This is a genomic window from Mesorhizobium sp. WSM4813 (assembly GCF_055811555.1).
The window spans coordinates 20628-44977 of the sequence record NZ_JBVVQU010000055.1; the positions used below are offsets into that span (position 1 = coordinate 20628).

General features: G+C 60.0%; 27 protein-coding genes and 1 pseudogene. 11 read left to right on the forward strand and 17 right to left on the reverse strand.

Annotated features, from left to right (window positions below):
• Window positions 1–20: 20 nt before the first annotated feature.
• Window positions 21–647 carry a CDP-alcohol phosphatidyltransferase family protein gene (locus tag AC0L25_RS25875; RefSeq protein WP_473598110.1) on the reverse strand — a complete coding sequence of 209 codons (627 nt, stop codon included), beginning with the start codon at window positions 645–647 and terminating at the stop codon, window positions 21–23.
• 315 nt (window positions 648–962) lie between these two features.
• Here AC0L25_RS25875 and AC0L25_RS25880 point away from each other — a divergent pair, with 315 nt between their 5' ends.
• On the forward strand, window positions 963–1475 hold the full coding sequence (locus tag AC0L25_RS25880) for a phosphatidylglycerophosphatase A family protein (RefSeq protein ID WP_473598111.1): 513 nt from the start codon (window positions 963–965) through the stop codon (window positions 1473–1475).
• Window positions 1476–1626: 151 nt separating this feature from the next.
• Here AC0L25_RS25880 and AC0L25_RS25885 read toward each other — a convergent pair whose 3' ends face one another.
• The 7 genes from AC0L25_RS25885 to AC0L25_RS25915 form a co-directional block, all read right to left on the reverse strand.
• The gene (locus tag AC0L25_RS25885) at window positions 1627–2319 is read right to left on the reverse strand and encodes a class II aldolase/adducin family protein (protein WP_473598112.1); all 693 of its coding nucleotides are present in this window, start codon (window positions 2317–2319) and stop codon (window positions 1627–1629) included.
• Entirely contained in the window at window positions 2316–3776 is a 1461-nt protein-coding gene (locus AC0L25_RS25890) for an FGGY family carbohydrate kinase (RefSeq protein ID WP_473598113.1), read from the reverse strand. The genes AC0L25_RS25885 and AC0L25_RS25890 overlap by 4 nt, the downstream gene beginning before the upstream one ends.
• 4 nt (window positions 3777–3780) lie before the next feature.
• Window positions 3781–4629: a sugar phosphate isomerase/epimerase family protein gene (locus tag AC0L25_RS25895; protein WP_473598114.1), complete on the reverse strand. Its 849-nt coding sequence runs from the start codon at window positions 4627–4629 to the stop codon at window positions 3781–3783.
• A 5-nt stretch (window positions 4630–4634) separates the two neighbouring features.
• A complete protein-coding gene (locus tag AC0L25_RS25900; RefSeq protein WP_473598115.1) occupies window positions 4635–5630 on the reverse strand; it encodes an ABC transporter permease in 996 nt (331 codons plus the stop codon).
• Window positions 5627–6628 carry an ABC transporter permease gene (locus tag AC0L25_RS25905; RefSeq protein ID WP_473598116.1) on the reverse strand — a complete coding sequence of 334 codons (1002 nt, stop codon included), beginning with the start codon at window positions 6626–6628 and terminating at the stop codon, window positions 5627–5629. Before AC0L25_RS25905 ends, AC0L25_RS25900 begins: the two co-directional genes overlap by 4 nt.
• The gene (locus tag AC0L25_RS25910) at window positions 6621–8135 is read right to left on the reverse strand and encodes a sugar ABC transporter ATP-binding protein (RefSeq protein WP_473598117.1); all 1515 of its coding nucleotides are present in this window, start codon (window positions 8133–8135) and stop codon (window positions 6621–6623) included. Before AC0L25_RS25910 ends, AC0L25_RS25905 begins: the two co-directional genes overlap by 8 nt.
• Window positions 8136–8224: 89 nt before the next feature.
• Window positions 8225–9214, reverse strand: coding sequence for a substrate-binding domain-containing protein (locus tag AC0L25_RS25915; protein ID WP_473598118.1), 990 nt, complete (start codon window positions 9212–9214; stop codon window positions 8225–8227).
• A gap of 211 nt (window positions 9215–9425) precedes the next feature.
• Here AC0L25_RS25915 and AC0L25_RS25920 point away from each other — a divergent pair, with 211 nt between their 5' ends.
• The gene (locus AC0L25_RS25920; protein WP_473598119.1) at window positions 9426–10484 is read left to right on the forward strand and encodes a LacI family DNA-binding transcriptional regulator; all 1059 of its coding nucleotides are present in this window, start codon (window positions 9426–9428) and stop codon (window positions 10482–10484) included.
• A 116-nt stretch (window positions 10485–10600) separates the two neighbouring features.
• On the opposite strand, the gene AC0L25_RS25925 is transcribed toward AC0L25_RS25920, so the two are convergent.
• Complete coding sequence (locus AC0L25_RS25925; protein WP_473598120.1) at window positions 10601–11245, reverse strand: hypothetical protein; 645 nt, start codon at window positions 11243–11245, stop codon at window positions 10601–10603.
• 409 nt (window positions 11246–11654) lie between these two features.
• Window positions 11655–12929 (reverse strand): cation:proton antiporter, encoded by a 1275-nt coding sequence (locus AC0L25_RS25930; RefSeq protein WP_473598121.1) that lies wholly within the window; start codon window positions 12927–12929, stop codon window positions 11655–11657.
• A gap of 444 nt (window positions 12930–13373) precedes the next feature.
• Between AC0L25_RS25930 and AC0L25_RS25935 the strand changes: the two genes are divergently transcribed.
• Window positions 13374–13541, forward strand: coding sequence for a Thivi_2564 family membrane protein (locus AC0L25_RS25935; protein ID WP_352957945.1), 168 nt, complete (start codon window positions 13374–13376; stop codon window positions 13539–13541).
• A gap of 365 nt (window positions 13542–13906) precedes the next feature.
• Window positions 13907–15382 carry an FAD-dependent oxidoreductase gene (locus AC0L25_RS25940; protein WP_473598122.1) on the forward strand — a complete coding sequence of 492 codons (1476 nt, stop codon included), beginning with the start codon at window positions 13907–13909 and terminating at the stop codon, window positions 15380–15382.
• Between the two features lie 28 nt (window positions 15383–15410).
• Here AC0L25_RS25940 and AC0L25_RS25945 read toward each other — a convergent pair whose 3' ends face one another.
• From AC0L25_RS25945 to AC0L25_RS25965, 5 genes and pseudogenes are all read right to left on the reverse strand, one after another.
• Entirely contained in the window at window positions 15411–15875 is a 465-nt protein-coding gene (locus tag AC0L25_RS25945; RefSeq protein WP_473598123.1) for a YbhB/YbcL family Raf kinase inhibitor-like protein, read from the reverse strand.
• Window positions 15876–16138: 263 nt separating this feature from the next.
• Window positions 16139–16225 (reverse strand): annotated as a pseudogene (locus AC0L25_RS25950) (DUF2267 domain-containing protein); the annotation flags it as partial.
• Between the two features lie 185 nt (window positions 16226–16410).
• The gene (locus AC0L25_RS25955; protein WP_473598124.1) at window positions 16411–17817 is read right to left on the reverse strand and encodes a Do family serine endopeptidase; all 1407 of its coding nucleotides are present in this window, start codon (window positions 17815–17817) and stop codon (window positions 16411–16413) included.
• A 63-nt stretch (window positions 17818–17880) separates the two neighbouring features.
• Window positions 17881–18087 (reverse strand): sugar phosphorylase, encoded by a 207-nt coding sequence (locus AC0L25_RS25960; RefSeq protein ID WP_473598125.1) that lies wholly within the window; start codon window positions 18085–18087, stop codon window positions 17881–17883.
• A gap of 383 nt (window positions 18088–18470) precedes the next feature.
• Window positions 18471–18902, reverse strand: a complete 432-nt coding sequence (locus AC0L25_RS25965; RefSeq protein ID WP_473598126.1) for a hypothetical protein — start codon at window positions 18900–18902, stop codon at window positions 18471–18473.
• Window positions 18903–19066: 164 nt separating this feature from the next.
• Here AC0L25_RS25965 and AC0L25_RS25970 point away from each other — a divergent pair, with 164 nt between their 5' ends.
• The 4 genes from AC0L25_RS25970 (at window position 19067) to AC0L25_RS25985 (ending at window position 21522) form a co-directional block, all read left to right on the forward strand.
• A complete protein-coding gene (locus AC0L25_RS25970; RefSeq protein ID WP_473598127.1) occupies window positions 19067–19249 on the forward strand; it encodes a hypothetical protein in 183 nt (60 codons plus the stop codon).
• An 8-nt stretch (window positions 19250–19257) separates the two neighbouring features.
• Window positions 19258–19479 carry a hypothetical protein gene (locus AC0L25_RS25975; protein ID WP_473598128.1) on the forward strand — a complete coding sequence of 74 codons (222 nt, stop codon included), beginning with the start codon at window positions 19258–19260 and terminating at the stop codon, window positions 19477–19479.
• A gap of 314 nt (window positions 19480–19793) precedes the next feature.
• Window positions 19794–19958, forward strand: coding sequence for a DUF3309 family protein (locus AC0L25_RS25980; RefSeq protein WP_473598129.1), 165 nt, complete (start codon window positions 19794–19796; stop codon window positions 19956–19958).
• A gap of 169 nt (window positions 19959–20127) precedes the next feature.
• Window positions 20128–21522 (forward strand): PAS domain S-box protein, encoded by a 1395-nt coding sequence (locus AC0L25_RS25985; protein WP_473598130.1) that lies wholly within the window; start codon window positions 20128–20130, stop codon window positions 21520–21522.
• A 49-nt stretch (window positions 21523–21571) separates the two neighbouring features.
• Here AC0L25_RS25985 and AC0L25_RS25990 read toward each other — a convergent pair whose 3' ends face one another.
• A complete protein-coding gene (locus AC0L25_RS25990; protein ID WP_473598131.1) occupies window positions 21572–21913 on the reverse strand; it encodes a hypothetical protein in 342 nt (113 codons plus the stop codon).
• Between the two features lie 252 nt (window positions 21914–22165).
• Here AC0L25_RS25990 and AC0L25_RS25995 point away from each other — a divergent pair, with 252 nt between their 5' ends.
• Window positions 22166–22405, forward strand: coding sequence for a hypothetical protein (locus tag AC0L25_RS25995; RefSeq protein WP_473598132.1), 240 nt, complete (start codon window positions 22166–22168; stop codon window positions 22403–22405).
• Window positions 22406–22564: 159 nt separating this feature from the next.
• On the forward strand, window positions 22565–22981 hold the full coding sequence (locus tag AC0L25_RS26000; RefSeq protein ID WP_473598133.1) for an HD domain-containing protein: 417 nt from the start codon (window positions 22565–22567) through the stop codon (window positions 22979–22981).
• Between the two features lie 55 nt (window positions 22982–23036).
• On the opposite strand, the gene AC0L25_RS26005 is transcribed toward AC0L25_RS26000, so the two are convergent.
• Window positions 23037–23447 carry a DUF427 domain-containing protein gene (locus AC0L25_RS26005; RefSeq protein ID WP_473598134.1) on the reverse strand — a complete coding sequence of 137 codons (411 nt, stop codon included), beginning with the start codon at window positions 23445–23447 and terminating at the stop codon, window positions 23037–23039.
• A gap of 284 nt (window positions 23448–23731) precedes the next feature.
• Here AC0L25_RS26005 and AC0L25_RS26010 point away from each other — a divergent pair, with 284 nt between their 5' ends.
• Complete coding sequence (locus AC0L25_RS26010) at window positions 23732–24169, forward strand: CBS domain-containing protein (RefSeq protein WP_473598135.1); 438 nt, start codon at window positions 23732–23734, stop codon at window positions 24167–24169.
• The last annotated feature ends 181 nt before the right edge of the window (window positions 24170–24350 follow it).

Genomic DNA, 24350 nt, shown 5'->3' on the forward strand with positions numbered 1-24350 from the left:
CAGAAATGACGCAGGCGGTCTCACGGCTGCTTCGCGTCCGCTCGTTTGAGCATCGCAAATGCGCGATTGATCCGTTGCAGCGCTGTGGCGTTTGCCAGCAGTGCGTAAAGCGCGAACCCGCCCGAGAGAATCCAGGGCGAAGTGGCGCCGATGGCGGTCGCGATCCCGTCGGCGACCAATAGCACGCAAATGAACACCAGCCGTTCCATCCGTTCGAAGAAGTCCGGCCACGCCTGATTTTCTATGGGGATTTCGATTGCCGTCCGCGCCTTGGCGTAGCTGGTGAGGATTCCGCCGGCGAACGCGACCATTGCGATCGCCCACAGATCGGCAACCCAGCCTATTGCCGCAAACACGGCAAGTTCCTGATACCGGTCGGCCATCGCGTCGAAATAGCCGCCGGCCTTGGTGCTCATATGTCTCCGACGGGCAACCGCGCCGTCCAGCGCGTCGAAGGTGAAGGCCAACGCGAGGCAAAGGCCAAGGGCAAGGCTTGACTGGTGGTACATATAGGCGGCGCACGACAGGGCGACGAGCACCAGCCCGCCTGATGTAACCTGGTTTGGGGTCATGCCGATCCCGATCAGCGGAGAAGCGGCTTGCTCCCACAGCGGGTCGATACGACGTTTCATGAGACCGGCGATCATGATGACTTGGCTCCTGTGATGATGTCGTTCCGCGAAGCTTAACCGGTAAATTGTGGTTCGTTCCAGCCCGCCGGACGCCGATCGAGGTGGTCAGCGCGGTCGAGATTGGATCAGGCCCTTCCCCGGCTCAAGTCTTTGGCGGATGCCGCCAATGGATCAAAAGTAGCCGGAGAACTGTCAAGCTGACGGCGAACCACAGAAACTCCGGTCGCTGCGATAACCCTCCGATGTTGTTTCGAGTTTCTGCCGCCCCTGCGTCGGCCGTTGCAAATCGACTGGCGGTCTAGCGGCAGTATCCTAAAAGATGTGACTATAATGCTTAATTACAATCCACGGGAAGCCGTCCGAAACTCCATGCGTCAATTTTTGCCTAAGTTTGCTTACATGCTCGCGACCTCGGCCGGCGCAGGATTATCCCCGTTATGGCCGGGCACGGGCGGCGCGGCTGTTGGAGTGGTTCTTGCCGCCGTGCTGATACCTGCATCGCCTTGGCTGATCGTGGTTGCCTACATGGCCGTATTCGCCGTGGGAGTATGGGCGTCGTCGCATGTCGTCTCCCGTACCGGAACGGAGGATCCGCAGATCGTCGTCATTGACGAGACCTTCGGTACGGCCGCAACACTTTCCATGCTGCCGCTCGACCCGGTCTGGTGGGCAGCAGGTTTCCTTGCGTTCCGGTTTTTCGATGTCGTAAAACCCTGGCCGATCCGCGCCATGCATGACAAGGTAAGGGGTGGTCTCGGCATCATGTTGGACGACGCGGCTGCGGCTGTGTTCGCCGGGGCGTCGCTGCTCTTGCTGAACGATTTGATTCAACGTTTGTCATAGGGGAGTTCAGTCTTCACCTGCCGAGCTCAAGGCGGCGAATGGGATAAAACGAGGACGATCGGCAGGCGCCCCTCAGCCCTTGCACAGCCGCCGCCAATCCGCTGCCCACGCGGCCTCAGGCATCTCTCCACAAAAAGCTACCAAAGCAGTGTTAGGCCGCTCCACCGCGCGGTCGCGCCAAATCGTTCGTTCCCTCCGGATCCGGCGCTTGGCCATAGCTCATCTTCTTCATCTGCTCGATCACCCGCGTCATCTCCTCGTCGGAAAGGACCGGCGGCTCGCCAAGGGTAAGCGCCTGGACATACATGCGCGACAAGGTTTCGACCTCGTTCGCCAGCCACAACGCGGCTTCCATGGTCTTGCCGAGCGAAATCTGGCCGTGCTGGCCGAGCAGGCAGGCGAAGCGATCCTTGAGTGCAACCAGGGCATTGTCGGATAAGGCCTGCGTGCCAAAGGTTGCGTATTTCGCGCAGCGGATGGTCGTACCGCCAGCCACTCCTGTCATATAGTGGAAGCTCGGGATCGTCTTGTGATGGCAGGCCAATGTCGTGGCGTAGAGCGAGTGGCAATGCAGCACGACGTTGATCTCCTGCCGCTCCCTCAAAATGTCACGGTGGAAGCGCCATTCCGAGGAGGGCCGTCGGCCGACATAGGTCCCGTCAAAGTCCATTTCGACGATGTCTTCGGGCGTCATCGTTTCGTAGGGCAGCGACGAAGGCGTGATCAGGAAACCGTCGCTGCAGCGCACCGACAGGTTGCCAGCATTGCCCTGGTTGATACCGCTGGAGTTCATCCTGCGGCAAACATCCACCATCTCGCGGCGCAGAGCGCTGTCATCAGTCATCGATCGTTCCTTTTGCTGGTCTTGTCCTGTTGCAAGTTGTTTCGCTTCGCCAGTTCGCACCACCGCTGTGCATAGGCTGCGAGCGCCGCATGATCGCCAGCAAAGGCGGCCGGCAGGCTGAGTGCTATCGGAGCCGGTGTGTCACGAGTTTCATGTTCGCCAAGTAGCGCCGCACCCGCAGCGGTGCCATAGGAGTCGAGGTTGTAGACCGTTTCGGCGTTTGGCCGCAGCGCGGCAACCAACGTGGCGTAGAGCGGATCCCTCAGGAAGGTGCCATCCAATGCAACCAGCCCGTCTTCGTTCAGTGCATTGATACATTCGGTCGTCAGCAGCGCGGCATAGAGCACTGCGAGCGCCTTGCGCTCAGCAGGGGTTTCTGCAAACGGCCCTTCAAACCGGCCGCGCCCAGCGCTGCCGGGAAACAGACCATCATCGTCGCCGAACGATGGCAATGCGAAAGTGCCCCGCTCGATCAACAAGCTGACCAGCGCAGCGTCGGCCGCACTTCCTTCTTGCCCCTGCCCTGCCACATGACTGAACTCTCGTCCGCCCATCGTCAAAACGCCGCCGACCGGGCGTCCGGTCACGTCGCTGTTCAGCACCATTCCGCGATTTTCATCGAGTTGGTCGAGAGGTGTCGCCGCGCACATTCCGACGATCCAGGTTCCGGTAGAGATCACGCAGGCGTCGCGCATGCCTGCCGCCTGGTAGCGGTAGAGATTCAGGCTGCTGTCGTGGCCGCCGGTCAGGACAGACAGGTTTTCCGGTATGCGGTGCCGGCGCGCCAGATCCTGCCGGATTGGCCCCAATGTCTCCCAGGCCGGATGGAATGGTGGCATGAGGCGCCTCCACCCCTGCCCCGCCACAATGGGCGACCACTGCTTGCGCACGTTGTTCCACAGATGTGATTGCGCCGAGAGGATCGTCGTTTCGGCCGATGGTACGCCTGACAGCCGCCAGGCCCAATATTGGGGCAAGCCCAGATACCAACGAGCGTGAGCGACGCTCTCCGGATCAACCTGCTGCATCCAGTACAGCTGGCGCGCCTGGTGGGCGGCCTTCAGCATGATCGAGCTGCCGCGATCGAAGAAATCGCCCGAAAGCGGCGCGTAGCCATCGCGAATTGCAGGTGGCAGGTCCTGCTCATAATCAATCATCGGCAAGGCGCAAGTCTCGTCGGGATCTGCGTTCACCAGAACACCCCCAGAGCCATGTCCAGTGCCGACCACTTTTTCCAACGGATGATGACGGCACAAAGTGGCAAGCGAGCCGAACAGCCAGTCGCTAATGTCCGTGAGATCGTGCTGCCGCCAAGGTGGACCGGGCCGCACTTCGTTATGGACAGAGAGGCTCTCCACGAGCACGCCGTCGAGCGTCATCGCGGAGAGCTTTATGTTAGTCTTGCCGACATCGAAGACGCCGATCCTCGCGCCGTCCGTCTTCTGCCCGTCACCCATCGTCTCAGATCAGACCGTATTGGCGAGCCTTGTTGCGCAGGAACGGCAAGCCATTGCCCATCACTTCGGCCTCGTCCTTGGCGACCGGCCGCCAGACTGAGAGACCGTAGGAGACTTCCGGCGGCATGTTGATGAAGCTTTCCATGGCAAGTCCGCCCTTGAAGCCGATCGCCGCCAGCGTCGCGTAGATCTCGTCCCAAGGGCAGTTGCCTGTGCCTGGTGTGCCGCGATCGCTCTCGGACAAGTGGATATATTTCAGGTGGTCGCGGGCGGCCAGAATGCCATTAGCGGCCCCCTTCTCCTCGATGTTCATGTGGTAGGTGTCGAGATGAACAAAGATGTTGTCGGCCCCGATTTTCTCGACCATCCAGGCGGCCTGCGCGCCGGTGTTGATCAAATGGTTCTCGTAGCGGTTCACCGCCTCGATTCCGAGCTCGATGCCACGCTTCTTGGCGTGCTTGGCGGCGACGGTCAGCACATGCGCGATGTTATCGTATTCCTTTTCCGTCGGTGGCAGGCCGGTGCGTTCGCCGATACCGCCGAAAATCACGCCGGAAAGCGCCAGCGCGCCCATTTCCGCAGTCTTGTCGATCGCCACTTCGAGATGTTCGATGGCGGCATCCGGCCGCACCGAGGCCCAGGCGCGCTCTGGCAGGCCGAGCGAGCAAACGGCAGGAAGATTGTGCTTTTCGAGCAAGGCGCGTGTGTGCGCGGCATCGACCGCCGGCGCGTTCAGAAGCGCGATCTCGATAAAGTCCATCCCGTATTTGATCGAAGCCGCGATTGCTTTCTCCGCGCCGGCCCGATCCCAGTTCATCGTCCACATCGAGGTGTGGACCCCAAAACCATGCATCTAACTCACCCTCTGTTTGTGTTTAGGAATTTGAGGCGCCCGGCAAGCCAGCGCAGGATCATCACAGCGATCATCAAAATGCCCCACACCGCCGTCGCAAGATGCTGGTTTGCGCCCATCAGATTGAGTCCCGAGGACAGAAGCTGGAGCACGACCAGCGCAACGAAGACCGGGATCACCCGACCGAAGCCGCCGAACGGATTGACCCCGCCGAGAAAGCAGGCAAGCACGGTGATCAGCAGATAAGACTCGCCGTGGCCGACACGCACCGAATTGAAGCGCGCCAGCATGATGATGCCGGCGACCGCGCACATCGCGCCGGACAATGTGTAGACGAGAACCTGCACCTTGCGGGTGTTGATGCCGGAATAACGCGTGGCCTCGATGTTGGAGCCGATCATATAGGTGTTGAAGCCTAGCTTCATGCGCGTCAGCAGGACATGCCAGATCAGCACGCAAGCGATGAAGATGAGCAATGGCACCGGGATGCCAAAGATCGAACCGTAACCGATCGCCGCGAGGAAGCCGGGAATGCCGGACACGTCGCCGCCGCGCGTCAGGAATTCGCCGAGACCGCGCAGGAAGATCATCATCGATAGCGAGACCAGGATCGGGTGAGCCTTGGTGTAGGCGATGACGAGCCCCATGATCAGCCCACTCAGCGCTCCGACCGCGATGGCAAGGACCGAACCAAGGACAAAGGCGCCGATGCCGGCGTCGACGCCTCCTTGGCTTTGCAGTACCCAAGCCAGCGTCAGGCCGGCCATGTTGGCCGTGAAGGTGATGGCCAGGTTCAAGCCGCCGGTCAGGATCGGCAGCAGCATGGCAAGCGTGAGGAGGCCGAGTTCCGGCAGCTGGAAGGCGACCGATCCAAAGGTGGCACGGGACAAGAAGTTCGGCGCGGCAAAGCCGAACACGACCATGACAGCTACGAACGCGGCGAGCGGACCTGCCAATTCGGGGCCGAGCGCGTTGCGGACGCGTCCAATCAAAACCGTCATGAAGGCACCCGCCGGCTTTTCAGGAACGGCAGCAGGCGTTCGATGCTGGTGTTCGACAAGGTGATGGCGGCAAGAATGATGGCGCCGACAATCATCTTGAACGCGAAAGGCGACACACCCATCAAATTAAGTCCGTTCTGGGTGATCGAGACTAGCAGTACGCCCAGAATGCAGCCGAGCACGCTGCCTTTGCCGCCACCAAGCCGCGCACCGCCGAGGACCACGGCTGCCAGGACGTCGAGTTCGCGCCCATAAAGGGCGTTCGGCACTACTTCCTGCGCGTAATGCGCTTGGACGAGACCGGCGATGCCCGCCATCAGGCCCAGCCAGCCGAAGGCGATGAATTGCATGGCACCGATATTGATGCCGAAGCGGCGCGCGCCCTCCGGATTGTCGCCAAATGCGTAGAGCTGGCGCCCAGTGGTGGTGCGAGTGATCAACGCCCAGGTAGCGAACACGCACATCGCCATAATGAGCACAGGTAGGGTGATCTCCGCCCAGGTCCCGTCAGCCATCTCCCGCTCGAACAGCACGACGCGGGTGGTGAGCCAGTCCGGCAGATTGTAGATCGACACGCCGCCTGTGAAGAACATCAGCAAGCCGAAGAAAATATTGAAGGTCGAAATCGTGGCGACGATCGAGATGATCCTGAATCCGTGGATCAGGAAGGCGTTGATGCAGCCCAACGCGACGCCCAATGCGCCGGCGATGATGAGGCCGATAATCCAATTGCCGCCGCCGACCCATCCAAGGATGGTCGCCGTCAGATATTGCACAACGGAGGCAGCGACCGCGAAGGAAATGTCGATGCCGCCGGCAATCAGCACGACGAGCAGGCCGACGGCGAAGATGATGTTGACCGAGCTGGTGTTGAGAAGGTCAAACGCGTTCCCAACGGTGAAGAACCGGTCTGTCGCAAACGAGAGGAAGACGCAGATGACTGCGATAACGGCCAGCAAAGCCAGTTCCGTTGCGTGGGAGCGGACAAACCTACGCATAGACCGCCTCCTCGATTGCCTGGAGGGTCGTGGCGCCCGGCGCATATTCGCCGACAACGCGACCCTGAGCCATGTGCAGCACACGGTCCGCGTTGAAATAGGCTTCAGGCACCTCGTCCGAGATCAGGATAATGGCGAGGCCGCTGTCCGCCAGCTTGGAAACGATGTCGAAAATGCCGGCGCGCGCGCCGACATCGACGCCGACCGTCGGTGCGTCGAGGATAAGCAGTTTCGGATCGGTCGCCAGCCATTTGGCAATGGCGACACGTTGCTGATTTCCCCCTGACAGGGTCGAGATCGCGTCGTCCTGCTTTCCGATCCTGACGCCGAGATCCCTTATCCAGCGATTGACCAAAGATCGCTTGCGATCGCTCGAAATGAAACCGCCCGAAAGGATCTTGTCCAGCGAGGCGATGACCATGTTATCGGCGATCGCCTGGGGCTGAATGAGGCCGAGCGACAGCCGGTCTTCCGAAAGATAGGCGACGCCGGCGGCGAGCGCGTCACGGTTGGAACCGAAGCGAACGGGTTTGCCGTCCAGGATTACAGAGCCCGATTTCGGCTTGCGCATGCCAAACAATGTCAGCGCCAGCTCGGTGCGCCCTGCTCCGAGCAGCCCGGTGATGCCGAGCGTCTCGCCGCGGCGGACTGTCAAGGACACGTCCTCGAATTCGCCGGGTCGCGACAGTCCCCTAACCTCAAGCATGACCGGGCTCGTGCTCAAATCGCGATGCAGGACGGAATAGTCGAAGGTCTTGCCGGTCATCAGCTCGGTGATGCGCGATTGGGTCAGGCCCTTGGTTGGATAGACGCCAACCAGCGCGCCGTCGCGCAGGACGGTGACGCGGCTGGAGATTTCAAGAACCTCCGCCAGACGGTGACTGACGAACACAACGGCAACGCCCGACGCCGACAGATTGCGCACAATGTCTAGCAGATAGTCGGTTTCGGATTGGGTGAGCGACGCCGTCGGCTCGTCCATGAAGACGAGCTTCGCCTCACCGACGAGGGCACGCGCGATTGCTACGATCTGCCGCTGCGCGATGGGAAAATGGTGGAGTGCTAGATCGACATCGAAGGTAACACCAAGGCGTTGCAAGGCGTTGGACGCGACGCGGCGGATCTCGGCATAATTCACCAGCCGCGGCCAGCGACCGATGACAGTCTGGAACGCGATATTCTCGGCGACAGTCATCTCGGGAAACAGGGCGAGGTCCTGCCAGATGACCTGAATTCCGCCGGCCTGCGCCGTAACCGGCGACATATGGGAGTAGCTCTGGCCATCATAGTCGATCACGGCGCCCGCCTCGGGCTTGTACACGCCCGTAATGACCTTGATCAGCGTGCTCTTGCCGGAGCCGTTCTCGCCGGCGAGACAATGCACCTCGCCCGGCAGCACCTCAAAGCTGACATTCTTCAGCGCCTTCACGCCGCCGAACGTCATGTTGACGTTGCGAAGCGACAGCAGCGGCCGTGGTGCGGCGCCATCGGGTGCCTGATCAGCCATCGGGTTTGAAACCTGGATCCAATCGCGTTTGCAATCCTGCAGCCGGGCCGGCTCGAGGCCAGCCCGGCTGCCACTAGCCTTGGGAGACTTTACAGGCCCATGGCCGCGAGATCGTCGACAGTGTCCTTGTTGATGGGGACCAGCTGATCGACAATGATATTGCGGTTTTCGAAGTCGGGCTTAACTGTCCCTAGGCCTTCGATCGTATCGCCATCCTTGATCTCTTTGCCCTTCATGAGATGGTCGGCCAGCGTGACGAAAACCTCGCCCGCCTGCTTCGGATTCCACATGAAGCCGCCGGAGATCGCGTCGCTTTTGATGAGCTTCTGGCCCTGGCCTGGCGAGAATGGCCCGAGCACGAATATTTCGCCCACCTTCCGACGCTCTTCGATTGCGCGGCCAGCACCGATCGGGCCCTGGCTGCCGAAGGCGAGAAAGCCCTTCAAGCCGGGATTGGCGGAGATCAGGTCAAGCGCAGTGCTGCGGCTCTTGTCGACATCCTCGGCGACGCCGTAACGTTCGCCGACAAGTTTCATGTCCGGATGGTTCTTCTTCAGATACTCGATTGCCGCATCGGCCCAGGCATTGTGGAGCGGCACCGTCAGCGAACCGACGAACACTGCATACTCACCCTTGCCGCCCATCTTTTCCGCCAGGAGTTTGGCGTGAGCCTCGCCGAAGCCGGTCGCGGACGCGAGTTCGAAATCCCAGTCGGCGCCCTTCTGGCCGGGCGATTCATGCGTGATGACGATGATGCCGGCGTCCTTGGCCTTCTGCAGCACTGGTTCAAGCACTTTCGCATCATTCGGCACGACGCCGATGACCTTGACGCCCTGCGCGATCAGATCCTCGATGGCGCGAACTTGCAGTGCTGGATCAGCGCTAGTCGGGCCGACCATGAATGCGTCGATCCCGAGCTTCTGGCCGCGCTCCTTGATACCCGCCTCCATCGCGTTGAACCACGGAATGCCGCCGATCTTGACGACGACGCCGACCTTGCCGGCCTGCTGTGCCATCGCAGCGAATGATCCGCCAAGCATAAGGGTCGCGGCAAGCGCCGCGATCATGATCTTTTTCATCTGTACTCCTCCCATAACGTTCCTAGTGGGAACACACTCGAGCCGTCGAACGACGGCGGCCGTTAGAAACCTCCCCGAAAGAGACGGGGCACTTCCCCATCGATCATCCACCGGTTTTCGCTTGCACAATCGATGGTGCAGAAACTATTGTGCATCGAGAAGCTCTCGTCAAGCGGGATATTGCTCCAAATAGACGCGCCGGAGGCGCCAGATGGATCAGCGGGTCAAGAAAAAGGCGACGATCTATGACCTATCCCTGCTATCGGGCAGTTCTCCGTCGACCGTGAGTGCCGTGCTGAACGGCACTTGGCGCAAGCGCCGCATCAAGGAAAGTACGGCCCAAACAATTCTCGGCCTCGCCGAACTCCACCAATACACCACCAATCTGCAGGCGCGAGGCTTGCGACGCTCGCGATCGGGCCTGGTCGGCCTGATGCTGCCCGTCCACGACAATCGCTACTTCTCCTCCATGGCGCAGACGTTTGAGGGGCATGTGCGCAGCCGCGGTCAATGCCCGGTCGTGGTTAGCGCCAGCCGCGACCCGGAAGAGGAACGGCGGACCGCAGAGACGCTGATCTCCTATTCAATCGACCAGCTCTTCATCGTCGGCGCCACCGATCCGGACGGCGTCCACAAGGTCTGCGAAGCGGCGGGGCTGAGGCATATCAACATCGACCTGCCGGGAGCGAAGGCGCATTCGGTGATCAGCGACAATTATGAAGGCGCGCGGATGCTGACGGAGGCAATCATCCGCCACTTCGGCAGTGACGATCCCCTGCGGCCGGACGAGCTGTTTCTGTTTGGCGGCCGCAACGACCATGCGAGCCGCGAACGCATCGCCGCTTTCCATGCGACCAAAAAAGCACTGCTGGGCGCCGACCCTGAAGACGGTGTGCAATCCTCCGGGTATTCGCCTGATATAACGTTGCGTGCCTTCGAGGCGTTTTACCGACGCCATGGCAAGCTGCCGCGCGCGCTGTTCATCAATTCGTCGATCAATATGGAAGGTCTGCTGCGTTTCATGGCGGGCCGGCCGGCGGAGATGTTCAGTGAGCTTGTCGTCGGTTGCTACGACTATGATCCATTCGGCTCCTTCCTGCCTTTCCCGGTAATCATGGTGCGGCAGAATGTTGAGGCGATGATCACGAAGGCATTCGAGCTGATCGATGGACCGCCGACGGTCCCGCAAACCTTTCTGATTGCGCCAGAGTTGATCCAGCCCAGATCTGCACTGAAAGGGCCGCTGGACACTCTGAAGGATATATCCTGAGGGTGAATCGGTGCTATAGGGCGATCGTGCCGACCCTCAAGACAGTGTCGCCGTCTTCACTGTGAGCCCAATACGGGGGCACGTGGGCGAATGCAAAGGACCAACAGCAGTGAGCGTTAGAAGCGATAACGGATTCCAAGAGTGTTCGCATTAGAACCCTCTTTCATATCGCCAATTGTACCGTTGGCGCCGGATCGATGATGGAGTTGGTAGACAAGTTCGACTTTGGGAGCTTGCCTCAATCTGAAAGAAAGCTCCGCACCAACGAAGCCGAGGAATGATGCATCGCCATCGTAGCGGATTTCGCGCTCGCGCTCGATCTCGGTAGGGCCTGTAACGGCACTGAATCCAGCCGTCAGTGCGGGCGCAATCGCCAAATCACCAATGACAAGGCCCTGGTGGCGAAGTCGCGCTCCGGCCCAAAGTTCGCCTGATGTATCATCGTCTTCGCCAAATCTTATGGCCGCGCCGGTGACGCCACCAAGAACGAAACCAGCGCTTATATCGACGAGATCGCGACCGTATGCGGCCCCGACTATATAATTGTCAGTATAGTCGGCACCAAAAACGTTGATCGTATCCCCGAAGGCCCCGCTCGCAAACACGCCACCAAAGACATAGACATCATTCTTCGTCGGCAGACCCTCTGTGAAAGGGTCTTGGCTGGCAAAATAGATAAAGGGAGAGTTGTCATCGGCGAGGCCAGAACTGACTGAAGTGCTCAAGATCACCGCAGCCAGCGCCACTTGCAGTCCCCGCATAGACAAGCTCCGAATCAATCCATTTCCATGGTTCGCAATTGCACAGGGAAAAACAAGGTACGAATTGGTTTGTCGCCAAAATACTGGATGCGGGTCATCCTATACCTCGAGCTCTTCTTTCGGCCCTGCCAAACGGCTCGCGAAGACAACGGCCTCAGTCGGTAATCGTGGCCATAGTTGTCGCCGGGTTGCTAAGGACGGCGCTTAGAGACAGGGCGAACTAACGAAAGGCCGGCAAGGCTCAATGAAGGCAGCCCGCCGACGCGATACTCTCTCCCTTACGCACCAATTTGCTCCAGAGGCCGGCTCTGTGGACGGACAGTAATTCCGCCAACTGGGGCAACAAAGTCCGCGTTGCGATTGGGTCGATCACGCATCGTTGTTTCGCTAGGCGCGGACCCCAAACGCGTTAGTTCTGTCTTGGCCGAGCGCCGGGCATCCTCATCCAAGAGCGTGGTCGGCCGCGGTCCAACTGGTGCATGACCGGGGTGACCATAACGCCATGCATAACAATTGAACTCAAAACGGTGAAGCAGACCGTTACCCAGAGAATTGTCGCACCGTCGAATTCAGCCTGCCCGAGTGCAAATGCGAGGTAGTAGAACGACCCAAGGCCGCGTATTCCAAAAAAAGCAATCACAGCCTTTTCGCGTGATGACGCCGGAAATCCGATTAGCCCAACCCACGCCGCGATCGGTCGTACAACGAACAGCACCAGGGCGGTAATGACGATCACCTGCCAACTCAAGGCGCCAAATATCGACCCTTCTGCGATGGCTGCCCCAAAGCAGACCAGCAGAACCATCATCAGCAATCGCTCAATCTGCTCCGCGAAGTCGTGCAAGCTCTCATGATACTCGTGCTGGCGCTCGACGGACCGTAGCGCCACGGCCGCGATGAACACTGCAAGGAAGCCGTAGCCGTGAAGCATTTCGGTCGAGCCGTACGCAAGGCAGGTGATACCCAGCGCAACAAAGCCGTCTCTCGTCTCTGACAAACCCGACCGTTTTGGTAGATGAAACGTAAGGTAGCCCATGACTTTTCCGCCCAGCCATCCGATTCCAACGCCTGCGGCGATCTTCCATAGAACATCAACGGCGAGCCAGCGTGTGAAGTAAGGCTCGCCCGACTCACTGGACAGCGCAATTGCGATGGCGAGATAGACGAACGGAAACGCCGCTCCATCATTGAGGCCGGCCTCGGAGGTAAGAGCAAAGCGCACGTCATCCTCCTTGCCGGATTGAGGTGGACCAACCTGTATGTCGCTTGCCAGAACAGGATCAGTTGGCGCCAGAGCAGCTCCAAGCAGAAGTGCTGCGGCAAGGCCAAGCCCGAGCATTGACCAGCCGAGAAATGCAATTCCTGCGATCGTCAGAGGCATGGCGATGCCGAGGAGGCGCCAAGACGACTCCCAACCCCGCCAACTCACTGGCCGGTCCAGCTTCAGGCCTGCCCCCATAAGGGCGACGATGACAACCAACTCTGTGAGGCGTTCGGTTAGTACCCGGTTCTCAAGTGGGTTCACCCCGACGAGCGGAGAGAATGGTGACCAAACCAAAAGAACCCCGATCCCGATGCAAACCATTGGCAGCGAAAGCGGAAGCTTCCTGAGAAGCATGGGTAGCCAGGCCGTAACGAGCACGATTGCTCCAAAAACCGCCAAGAGGAGGGCATCGGACTGCATGTGGGTTTAGACCGTTGAACGCATGTTCGAAGCGCCAACCTGCTTCCAACCCGACTTCACCCAATATTCGCCCGCCATGTGCTTACCCAGCGAGTCGCTCGACCGACGCCATCGTAACACGGATATGGAACTGCTGTCCGGCCTAAGGGCAGCTCGCTTTTCTGCTGGAGAAGATCGCATCATGTCGTTGAATCATTCGCCTATTATTGGCGAGTGAGCAAATGCAAACGCTGGTTTGCAGTTTGACACCGCCGGGGATCAGCAAGATCACGCGCCGTCACCTATCGTGTCCACCCAGAGATATCGACAAAGCCGATTTATCGACACCACTAGCCAGGCTGTTCGAATCACGCACTGAGTGCTAGGATTTGAATATGCATGGGGGAATCTTCGACCACGCAACGCGGTGTTGCTGGCTTGCTTTCTTCGTGCCACGGAGGGACAATGGCCGGCACTCCTTTGATCAGTATTCTGATCACTTTCCTCGTAATCGTGCTGGTGCTGTATCTTATCAACCGGCTGCCGCTTGATGGTCGTACTCGTCAGATTGCCCAGATTATCGTGATCATTATCGGCATCATTTCGCTGCTGAAGTACCTCGCGGTGTTTTAAGCCACCACGCACGCCATAGGCCATGGGGCTGTCGTGGCACACGGCGCGAACGTCATGCAGAAAATTGATTTCCTCATCGCCGAAGCGGGCAAGCTACGCCTCAGGCTCATCATTGTCTTCCTGGATTTTTTTGGGCCTGCGGGCGCATCCCCAATTCGATCGGGGCCAAAATGTCGCTGCGCGCCGACGCACTGCGGCGCGCAGCGACGAATACGATCGGGTGATGGCTTGCGCCTCGCATGTTCCGGGGGCGTTTGTAGTTTCGGGACGGCCAAACAACGATTGAAGACGGCAAATCCGGAACGTTTTCGCGCCGGCGCGGGTTGTCGATGGAGATGCATCGAAACGCATGGGACGCCGGTGAAATGGCCATTCTTTCGGGAAAACCGGGAAGCTGTTGGGTGGCGGCAGCCACCGCTACGAACTATCCCCCGCTCGAGGGCTCGATCCATGCCGATGCCGTTGTCGTGGGCGCCGGGATTGTCGGGCTCACGACGGCGCTTCGCCTTTGCGAGGCCGGTCGGTCGGTAATCGTCGTCGAAGGCCTGCGGACCGGCGGCCAGGTGACCGGCCGATCGACGGCCAAGATCACGACGCAGCACGCGCTGATTTACCACCATCTCATCGACACTTTCGGGCGGGACCTGGCGCAAGCCTATGCCAATGCGAATTCCGCAGGCGCTGTCCATATCCGGGAATGGGTTCGCAACTATGCAATCCCCTGCGATCTCGAGAACAAGGACGCCTATACCTACACCTGCGATGCAAGCCGGCGCGCGGAGATCGTGGCCGAGGCAGAGGCCGCGCGCCAAGTTGGGCTGGACGCCGATGTTCTGGAGCGGGCGCCGCTGCCTTTCGAAACGGCCGCCGCTCTGCGTTTTTCCGACCAGGCTCAGTTCAATCCGGCGATGTATCTGGTTGGCCTGGCTCAAGCGGTGACGGCCCGTGGCGGACGGATTTTCGAAAACAGCCGCGCGATCTCGATTGGCGAGGCAAGCCGCTGGCGCGTCGTCACCGACAGGGGCACCGTTCACGCCGAGCATGTGGTCGTCGCCACCAACATGACAGTGAAGAGCCCCATCGGTATGGCGAACCGGACCCAGCCGCGCTGCCACACAGCCATGGCGTTTCGGGTCGATGACCCTCTTGCTGTCGACGGCATGTTCATCGGCATCGACGATCCGACGCATTCAATCCGCATGGGCCGTGATGCCGAAGGCCCGCTGCTGGTCGCGCTCGGTCCCAAGTTCGACACGGGCCAGGACGGCGACGTGGCGAAACGGTTCGTCGAGCTGGAACAATGGGCAAGGATGAGCCTTCCGGTTGGGGACGTTGCGTGGCGCTGGTGTAACGAGGATTATGATACGGCCGATAGAGTTCCGTATGCTGGCGAACCCGATCCGGACAAAGCCTCCGGCTTTCATATCGCCACGGGATTCAACGCCTGGGGCATCACCAATGGAACGGCCGCAGGCGCGATGATCGCGGATTTGATCTGCGCCCGGCTGACCCCATGGCAAAAGCTCTATAATCCGGCACGGTCTTATCCGGAGGACTTTCATAAAAATGGCCGCAGCCAATCGATTGTCTCAAGCCTCGACGACATCGGGCCCGGCATGGGCGGTGTGATCGTCAGGGGTGACGAAAAGATCGCAGCGTGGAGAGACACTGAAGGGGTGCTCCACCCCGTTTCGGCGACGTGCACCCACAAGGGCTGCACCGTGACCTGGAACAACGCGGACAACACCTGGGATTGTCCTTGCCATGGCTCGATTTTCGCCGCCGACGGTTCGGTCGTCCACGGCCCGGCTCGAAAACCGCTTGCCCCGGCCGCGCTGTAAAAAAGGCGGCGACTGACACGGCCCAGCGTTACCGCGCGTAGGTTCCGACCAGCTCGGTTTGCTCCAGCGCATGCTTCTGGGCTTCCTTCCAGACAGACTGCACGCCCGCCTGTCCCGGCACACTGAGGCTCGGCACGTCGAGCGCGGCCAGCCGGAAATGATAATGATGGACCCCATGCCCCACTGGCGGCTGCGGGCCGTCGTAATAGGCATTGCCGAAATCGTTGGTGCCTTGGCGAAGTGCCGACGGACCTGGCTTGCCATCCTGCGCCTCGGCGAGTTCGCTGGCATCGGGCGGAATATTGAACACCGCCCAATGCCCGAAAATCCCGCTCGGCGCATCGGGATCCTGCACGACAAGAACAAGGCTCTTCGCACCGTCCGGAACACCGGACCACTTCAGCGGCGGCGAGACGTTCTGGCCGTCATGGGTATACCTTTCAGGGATTTTCCCGCCGGCCGGGAACGCAGGGCTGATAAGGGTGAGTGGCATTTCCATTTCCTCAAAGAAGCATTACGGCCGAGACCGCCGATATCTGGCGGTATTCACGCCGCTTGCTGAGTTTCGCGACGCGCCTGATTTCTGCCGGCAGGGATTCCCAAACCGTGGTCATCTGCCCTCTCCCACATGGTGAGCGAGCACCTTGGATACGACCCTGAAATGCAGTCTTGGCCCGTCGGGTGAATTCAAGCTCCGCCTCGATTTTAGCTAGAAACTCGTCGAGCGATCGCAACTTCTCGGGCGTCTTGGAAGGCTGGTCCGATCTTGGCCATGATCTCGTCGAGCCAGATGTTTGTGGTCTGCAGCGTTTTGTCGAATACGTCGAGTCCGGTGGCGCTCATCGAAGCCTCCTTTTCAACAGGTTGAATGGCTCATTGGACGAAACGGCCTTGGTCGGCTGTTGTTCCCCGTCCCAACCCCAAAGGCCGCCTCCCGCGAAAGCGTTTGATCTATTCGGCCAGGTTTGCGCTCGCCAAGCTTCAGTCGCCAAGCTTACACCTAAGGCATTCCCGCCAAGATTGGCCCGTCAAGATTTGGCCGTGGCAACGGCAACGAAAAGCGATTGCCCCTGCCTGCTGATGCGGAACAATATGGGCTTGTTCTGCTGGCGCGATTTCGTCCACTCCTCCTGGATATCCGACGGCTGCGTTACATTCCGGTTGTTGGCCGAGACGATCACATCGCCGGGCTGCAAGCCGTTCTCGGCGGCGAGGCTGTTGGGAGCCACTTCTTGCACGAATACGCCTGTGGTGTCCGGCTGGAGTCCGAGCTGCTGGCGGGCCTCATCTGGAATTGGACTGAGCGATAATCCAAGACGCATGTCGGCCGTTTCCGACTTTGGAACGGCGCCGGTCTGTTGCTCCTCATCGTCGCGTTGTCCGATCGTTAGAGCTATTTCCTGTTGGCTGCTCCCGCGGTTCCTTGTCAGCGTCGTTTTTGTCCCCGGCTTTTGGCTGGCAGCCGCGAGCGTCAAATCGTGCACGCTCTGGATGTCCTTGCCGTTAAAGCGAGTAATCACGTCTCCTGCCTGGATGCCTGCCTGCTCTGCCGGACTGCCGGGTTCGACCGAAGCGACCAGCGCTCCCTTGCTGCTGGCTATTCCAAGCGCCTCGGCAATCGACGGCGTGATCTCCTGGAGACGCACCCCGATAAAACCGCGCTCGATCCGGCCAGTGCTGATTAACTGGTCGACGATGTTGCGGGCGGTGCGGGATGGTACGGCAAAGCCAATCCCTATGCTGCCACCTGTGGGAGATACGATGGCCGTGTTGACCCCGATCACTTCGCCGCGTGCATTGAACAGGGGGCCGCCGGAATTGCCGCGATTGATTGAGGCGTCCGTCTGGAGAAAGTCGTCGTAAGGACCGGCATTGATGTCGCGCGAACGGGCCGAAAGCACGCCGACGGTGACGGTCCCACCGAGCCCGAACGGACTGCCGATGGCGATCGTCCATGCGCCGGGTTGTACGGCATCGGAGTCACCCCAGGCGGTCGTTGTCATGTTGGACCGTGGGTCAATCTTCAGCACCGCGAGGTCGGTTGCCGGATCCCGGCCGACGAGCCGCGCAGGTAAAGTCTCCTTGTCGGAGAATACGACATGGATTTCGCTTGCATCGGCAACGACATGGTTGTTGGTGACGATGTACCCATCGGGGCTGATGACAAAGCCGGAGCCAAGAGCCTCTCGCACCCGTGGCTGAGCCTGTCCCAGGCCGCGGCCACCGAAAGGACTAAAAAAGTCGTCCAGCGTCGCCTGGTCCTGGATGATCTGACGGGTGGTTATTGCGACCACGGCCGGAATTTTCTCGCGCACGATCGCCGTGAAGTCGTTTGGGATTTCCTGGGCTGCGAGCGGAGCAAACCCGCCGGCCGAGAGCATCAGAGTTCCGGCGATCAGGCCGGCGCACAGTCTTTTGTTCAATACCGGAAACATGGTCTGCGGACTCCTCCAGCGTTCTGTGATCAAGCATGCGACGGCTCCAGCATGAGCCGGGGCTCACCAGCGGATTACAACGACCTTGTCGTTCCCGTTGGCGAGTTCGACAGCTTCGGTTCCGTCCGGTTTGCGGCTTTCGATCCGCGCGCTTTCTATTGTTTCTATGCCAGCGACATTGGCAGCGAAGGCCTCGTCAATCTCGGCGGCACAGACCAGAGTATCCGGTGGCAGATCCTTCACTTGGTCCATCAACTCGCGAAGCTTCATGGCGAACCTCCTTGGCACAGGCCCGGATTCTTTCGGCGGCACATTCCAACCATGTCTCCCAAGAAAGGTTCCCTGATGATATCTGCGGCATGTCACAGGGACGAGATTCGCCAACGATGCATCTGTGGTGGCATGGATCATAGGCGCGGGCCGTGTTCACATGAAGTCGAGCTTCATCCTGGTCACCCTCTAGATGGGCTCCGCTCCAAATCGTGCTCGCCGACAATGAGCCCCGACCGGGCGAGCATGAGGTCTTCACCCGGCCGCTCGGAAAGCACGGCATCGGCTCGATCAACACTGCGGCGCCGACGATGCCACCAGCCTTTTGCGGCCAGCCGCTAACGAGAACGATCAAGACTTGGTCGTCACCGTTCTGGCTGGCCTCAATGCACAAACGTTGCCCTCAGCCAACCCAGAAGTCTGTTGCCGGTAATTGTCCGGCGAACTCTGGCGGCAGCCCATCGCGCTTGCATCGTAGCACCGACGTGGCAGTGACAGACGATGTTGTGCAACTGCCAGTCGCTTAGCTCGAAGAAGCGCTTTGCCTCGCCGTAGGTGTCATCTTTCAGACCCATGGCGCGCAGCACCGGATCCTCATAGGCAACGGTGATCGGCGACCCCGCGCCACGCGCTACGGCACGGGCTTCAGGACTGAGATATTCGGTGCCTGAAAGCGCTCCGAGGCAACGCCGCGGATTTTGCTCGAGAAGCTTTGCCCAACGCTCGATCCGCTGCGTCCGAGACATGGTCGGGTATGTCGCCGAGGGCTCAACTGTTGCAATTGTCTGCAGTTGGTCGAGTGTTTGGTGTTTCATGGTCGGCTCCTTTCGATAAGTCGAAACGCCCACGCCCTAACAAAAAGACTATTGCGCTGCGACGCGCCGACAAGGCCGGAATCGGAGGAGTTTGCCCCTCGCACGGTTCGCATCAGGAACCTTCTTGGGGGCCAGCTTGTTTTGGCTAGTGAAAGGAGAACCTCATGAGCACAAAACCACCACCCGTTCCGGCACAGAACCAGAGCCCTAAGGGTCCCGGCGATGAGAAGTCGGTTCCTGTCGACCAAACGCAGCACGGCCATTCCGCCCCAAATCCCGACAAACAGGGCCAGCAGGGCAACACGAGGGTCAATACGACCCATCAAGGCCACCAGCAGGACCGTTAGGTGATTTCATGTCAACGTCGAAGAAGACCCGCGCCAGCATCCGCCATGGCGGTCCTGGCGCATCGCACGAAAATGCCAAGGAGCCGCTGGTGATAGAAAAGCCGCCAGCCGATTCCGATCTGCGCAGCCGCAGCAAGATCTCAGGCGGTGGAGGCGAACGCGACAGCCACCATACTCATGACCCCGAAAAGAAGGGCGGCGGCACCCGACCGGCACACCCGGGAAGATGAATGGTTGTTCACGTCTTCGTGAAGCCTGCGGTGTGGCGCCTCGCATTTTCTGCTGAAAATCGCGAGGTGCTTCCAACTTTGGGGCACCGCGCCGGAGTAGCTTTTTGCCCTCCGTCGCGGCTGAAAAAGCCTGTTGCCCGCTGGCTCCTGGCCGGCGGGCTTTTCGTGAACTTACCGGCTTTTCCCGCTAGACGAGCGACAACGATGCTACTTCCGGTGGAACGGGAAGCCCCCTCTGGGAGTTCATATCGTCATCAACAGGCGCATCGACGTGCCCTTGTATGGCGCGGCAGCGCAAGAATGGGAGAGCCACCATGACCCTCGGAACCATACTAATCATCATTTTGATCCTTATCTTGCTTGGCGGGTTCAGCGGTCTGGGTGGTGGACCGTTCTACGGAACCGGCTATTATGGTGGCGGCGGCCTCGGTCTCGTGCTGCTGATCGTTATTATCCTGGTCCTTCTCGGGCGCATTTAGTACACGATTAGGCGAACAATTTGGCGACGATCCTGTGTCGCCCTGATGCGTTGTCCAGGAATGTCGCCGAGGCTGCAGGCAAAGGGGGGCGCACGTGATTGCCCGTACGGAACCGAAATCGCTCAAGTGCATTATAGCCGCTCAGAAATCCACGAGAATGGCGCCATAAGTGAACTTCGTTGAACAAGCCGATGTCGGCCTCGGAGTTCCGGGCATTCCCGCTGCCGATCTGATGCAGGCACTGCCAGTCGCCGTCTACACCGTCGACGGGCAGGGACGCATCACCTTCTTCAACGAAGCCGCAGCTGAGCTCTGGGGCCATCGTCCCGTTATCGGTCGGGACCTATGGTGCGGTTCGTGGAAGCTTCGTCATCTTGACGGTCGGGATATGGCACATGGCGAGTGTCCGATGGCTGTGGCGCTGCGCGAAGGACGGAATGTCTCGTGGGACCAGGCGATTGCGGAGCGGCCGGATGGCGAACTCGTCCCGTTCAGGGCTCACCCACGCCTGCTTCGCGACGAAGCGGGCGACGTTGTCGGTGCCATCAACACGCTGCTCGACCTGCGCACCCAGACGCTGGGCGATGAAGCCCGCATGCGTCTTGCCGCCATTGTCGAGTCTTCGATGGACGCCATCGTCTCGAAGGATATAAACGGCATCATCACCAGTTGGAACGACGCTGCAGAACGTCTGTTCGGCTACACGCCTGCCGAGGCGATTGGCCGGCCGGTGACGATGCTCATTCCGCCCGACCGTCTCGACGAGGAAGTCTCGATCATCAGCCGCATCCGCGCCGGCGAACGCGTCCCCTCCTATGAGACGATGCGCCTGCGCAGGGACGGCACCCTCGTTTCGGTCTCGCTCACCGTCTCGCCGATCCGCGACACCATTGGCCGGGTCGTCGGCGCCTCCAAGATCGCGCGCGACATCAGTTCTCACAAGGAGAACGAACGGCGCATCCGTCTGCTCATGCGCGAGGTCAATCATCGGGTGAAGAATCAGTTTTCGGTCATCATCTCGATGATCCGCGAGACCAGCAGGCTGACGAGCACACCTGAGGCCTTCCTCGGGCAGGTTCGGGAGCGCATCATGGCGCTCTCGGAATCCCATGATCTCCTGGTCAATGCCGAATGGCGCGGCGCCACGGTCGGCGAGCTCATCCAGGCACAGCTCAAGGCCTTCGCAGCGCAGTCCCGCGTGTCGATGGCCGGGCCAATGCTGATGCTGCAGCCGAACGCCGTGCAGTATCTCGGCATAGCCTTTCACGAACTTGCCACCAATTCGGCAAAACATGGCGCGCTGTCCTGCAGCGGCGGGCGCGTCGAAATCGATTGGAACGTGATCGCTGCCGGCGGCGGTGCCGAAACCTTTCGACTGGTCTGGCGTGAGTTGGACGGGCCGATCATGGACGCTGTCAAGGGGCGCGGTTTCGGAGTGGTCGTCCTCGAGCGAGTGGCGCCGCAGGCTCTCAGCGGCAGCGGCCGGCTGGAATTCGATGAGCAAGGCGTCACCTGGACGCTCGAGGCGCCGCTATCCTTCGTCCAGACGTCTGTTGCGGGATAACGTGACCGTTTGAATGCGCCCGTGAAGCTGAATCTTTCGACCGACGGACCTATTGCGTTCGGTCCGGCTGGCGATGATAGAGCGAAACAGTCCTGTCCTGCAGAACATCGAAGCCGCCGCTGCCAGGCAGAGCATCGCAATTCACTGAGCGGCGATCGACGTTGTGTGATTCAAGAACTGTGAAGCTGTCAAATTCCATCGCCACCCCGCAGAACTGGGCCGCCAAAAGTACCAGGCGTTCGATGTCTTCAAGCGCAACGTTTTCCGCGATGTTTCTCAGCCGCACGGCCTCGGCCACCGTAGTGACATTGACCATTCCCTTATAGCGCGCGGCTGCCCTAACTTCCAAGTCGACGTCTTGACACAAATGAGCCGAGTAACCGTATCTCATGGAAAACCCTCTCTTTCAGGAGCGGTTTGTCCCTCGTTGGAAAGCATGCGCCACATCGATCCGAATGGCAAGGGCATCGATAAAATTATCGCATAAAATCAATGAGTTATCACATAGTACAGACTGTGCCGTCGAGGCATTACAGTAACTGTCAGCCTTTCATGCCGATAGCGTATGAACCGGTCTTGACGGGCGATGAGACTCTTCCTAAATCTTAGACAAATACTAATTTTGAGCGGCTGGAGGGCAAAAATGGCCGACTTGGAAAGACCCGAACGACTGCAGATCATGCTGACTGCTGATGAATTGGCTGCATTGGAAAACTGGCGCTTCGAAAGGCGCATGCCAAGCCGGTCGGCGGCGGTGAGAGAGTTGCTGCGGCGCGGTCTCCATGCAGACGGATTTTTGACGGCAGCACAAGGTGCCAAGTCACAGGATTTTGGGATTCTGCCCAGTTCCGGGGTTGTCGATGGACCGTCCGACGGCGGCTAGCCGCCTCGGACACCGCGCGTCTGGCCTGCGCTCTGGAACTTCCGCCAATCGTCGCGCGTTCGTGACACGGGCTACCGCGCCACACGCTTTCTTGAGGCACGCCGTGCATAGGAGCAAAGGCTGGTTTCATCAACACACAGGCCAGCAAGGATCGAAGCAGTGAGCGTGCTTTACCGCGCAGCAAAAATCGCCGAACGAGCTCATGCCGGGCAGACGGACAAGACCGGACGGCCCTATATCGAACATTGCCGCCGGGTCGTTGACGCTGTCCAAACCCTCGACCAAAAGGCCGTTGCTTACCTTCACGACGTTCTTGAGAAAAGCGACGGTTGGGACCGCGATCGGCTCGAGGCGGCTGGTTTTGGAACATCCATCGTGTCGGCAGTCGATGCCATGACACGCCGGCCGGACGAGGACGATCTCGCCTTCGTGCGCAGAGCAGCAGCCAACCGATTGGCGCTGCCAGTCAAGCGCGCAGATCTCGCCGACAATCTGTGGCAGGCACAGCAGATTGGCACCTCGACATCGAAATATGAAGACTGCCTGCGGATCATCGACCAAGAATTCTCCGAATGACGAAAAGATTGCCGCCTGCGGCGTTACGGGCCGATGTGGAAATTCAAGCGCCGCTTTACTCGGGGATGTGAGGCGTATGTCGCTTGTCCTCGGCAGGATCGGCATCGATCCGCGCCTTCTCGGGATCGAAGGCACCATGGCGGGCGATAGCCAATGCCGGCGTGTCGGGGGTCTCGTAGGCCCACATGAAGTCGTCAGCCGCTCCGCCGACCGCGTGAACCCGCCAGTAACTCGCCGTGCCCTTCACCGAGGACTGCGTTGTGGTGTTCGTCTTCTCCAGAAGGTCGAAGTAGATGTCCTCGAAGGGGATATAGAAGACGGGATCGTGTCCATCTTCATGGAGCACTTTTGCCCGCTCGGTCGAGGCAACAATCGCATCGGAGAACCTGACCGTCACGGTTCCATTGAACCGGGTAATCGTAAGCGCGCGGGGACGGCTGGCGGAATTTGCGGCTAAGGGCTGCATTCGACTTCTCCGTTGGCTGCTTCATCTCCTTGGAACGTCGGATCGCCCATCAGGGTTCCAGCAGCGACAGGCTCAGTGGAGTGTGACGTCGGGTGGTTCGACTCCGCGTCAAAGACATGCCGCAAGACCCCGCGGCGCAGGCTTTTCCCAGCCTTCCAGCTGCAGCTGAAAACCTTTTGCGGGCCATCCAATGCACATTCAAGGGAACGTTACCGCCGAAAACTTCGTTCATTGGTCACCAACACCGCATCGGCGGCGGGCTTCGCAAATGAAGGGAGATTGCCATGAAAGTCGGCAACTGCATGACGAGGAATGTCCAGGTCGCGAACCCCGAACAGTCCATTCGCGAAGTAGCGCAGATCATGGGCAAGCTTGACGCCGGAGTGATGCCGGTGGGCGACAACGACCGGCTGGTCGGGATGATCACCGATCGTGATATCGCGATCCGCGGCGTAGCATTGGGTATGGGACCTGACACCAAGGTGCGTGATGTCATGACCCCGGAGGTCAAATACTGTTTCGATGACGAAGACGTCGAGCATGTGCTTGAGAACATGGGCGATCTGAAGGTGCGTCGGCTTCCGGTTCTGAACCGCGACAAGAGGCTCGTCGGCATCATCTCTCTTGGCGATCTCGCGACGAGCGGCGAGGCGGCAGAAGCCGGAGATGCTTTAAGCGACATCTCGAAGCCGGGCGGCGAGCGTTCGCAGGCTGCTCATTGAGTGAGGCGGCGACACGGCAGTGACAAATCAACGTATCCTGTTTGGCGGGGGGGGGGGGGGCGCCCCCCCCCCCCCCCCCCCCCCCCGCGCCCCCCCCGCCCCCCCCCCCCCCCGCGGCCCCCCCCCCCAGACACCCAGGGAGGGGGAGGTTGATAAAAAATTTTTTTTTGGGGGGGGCCAC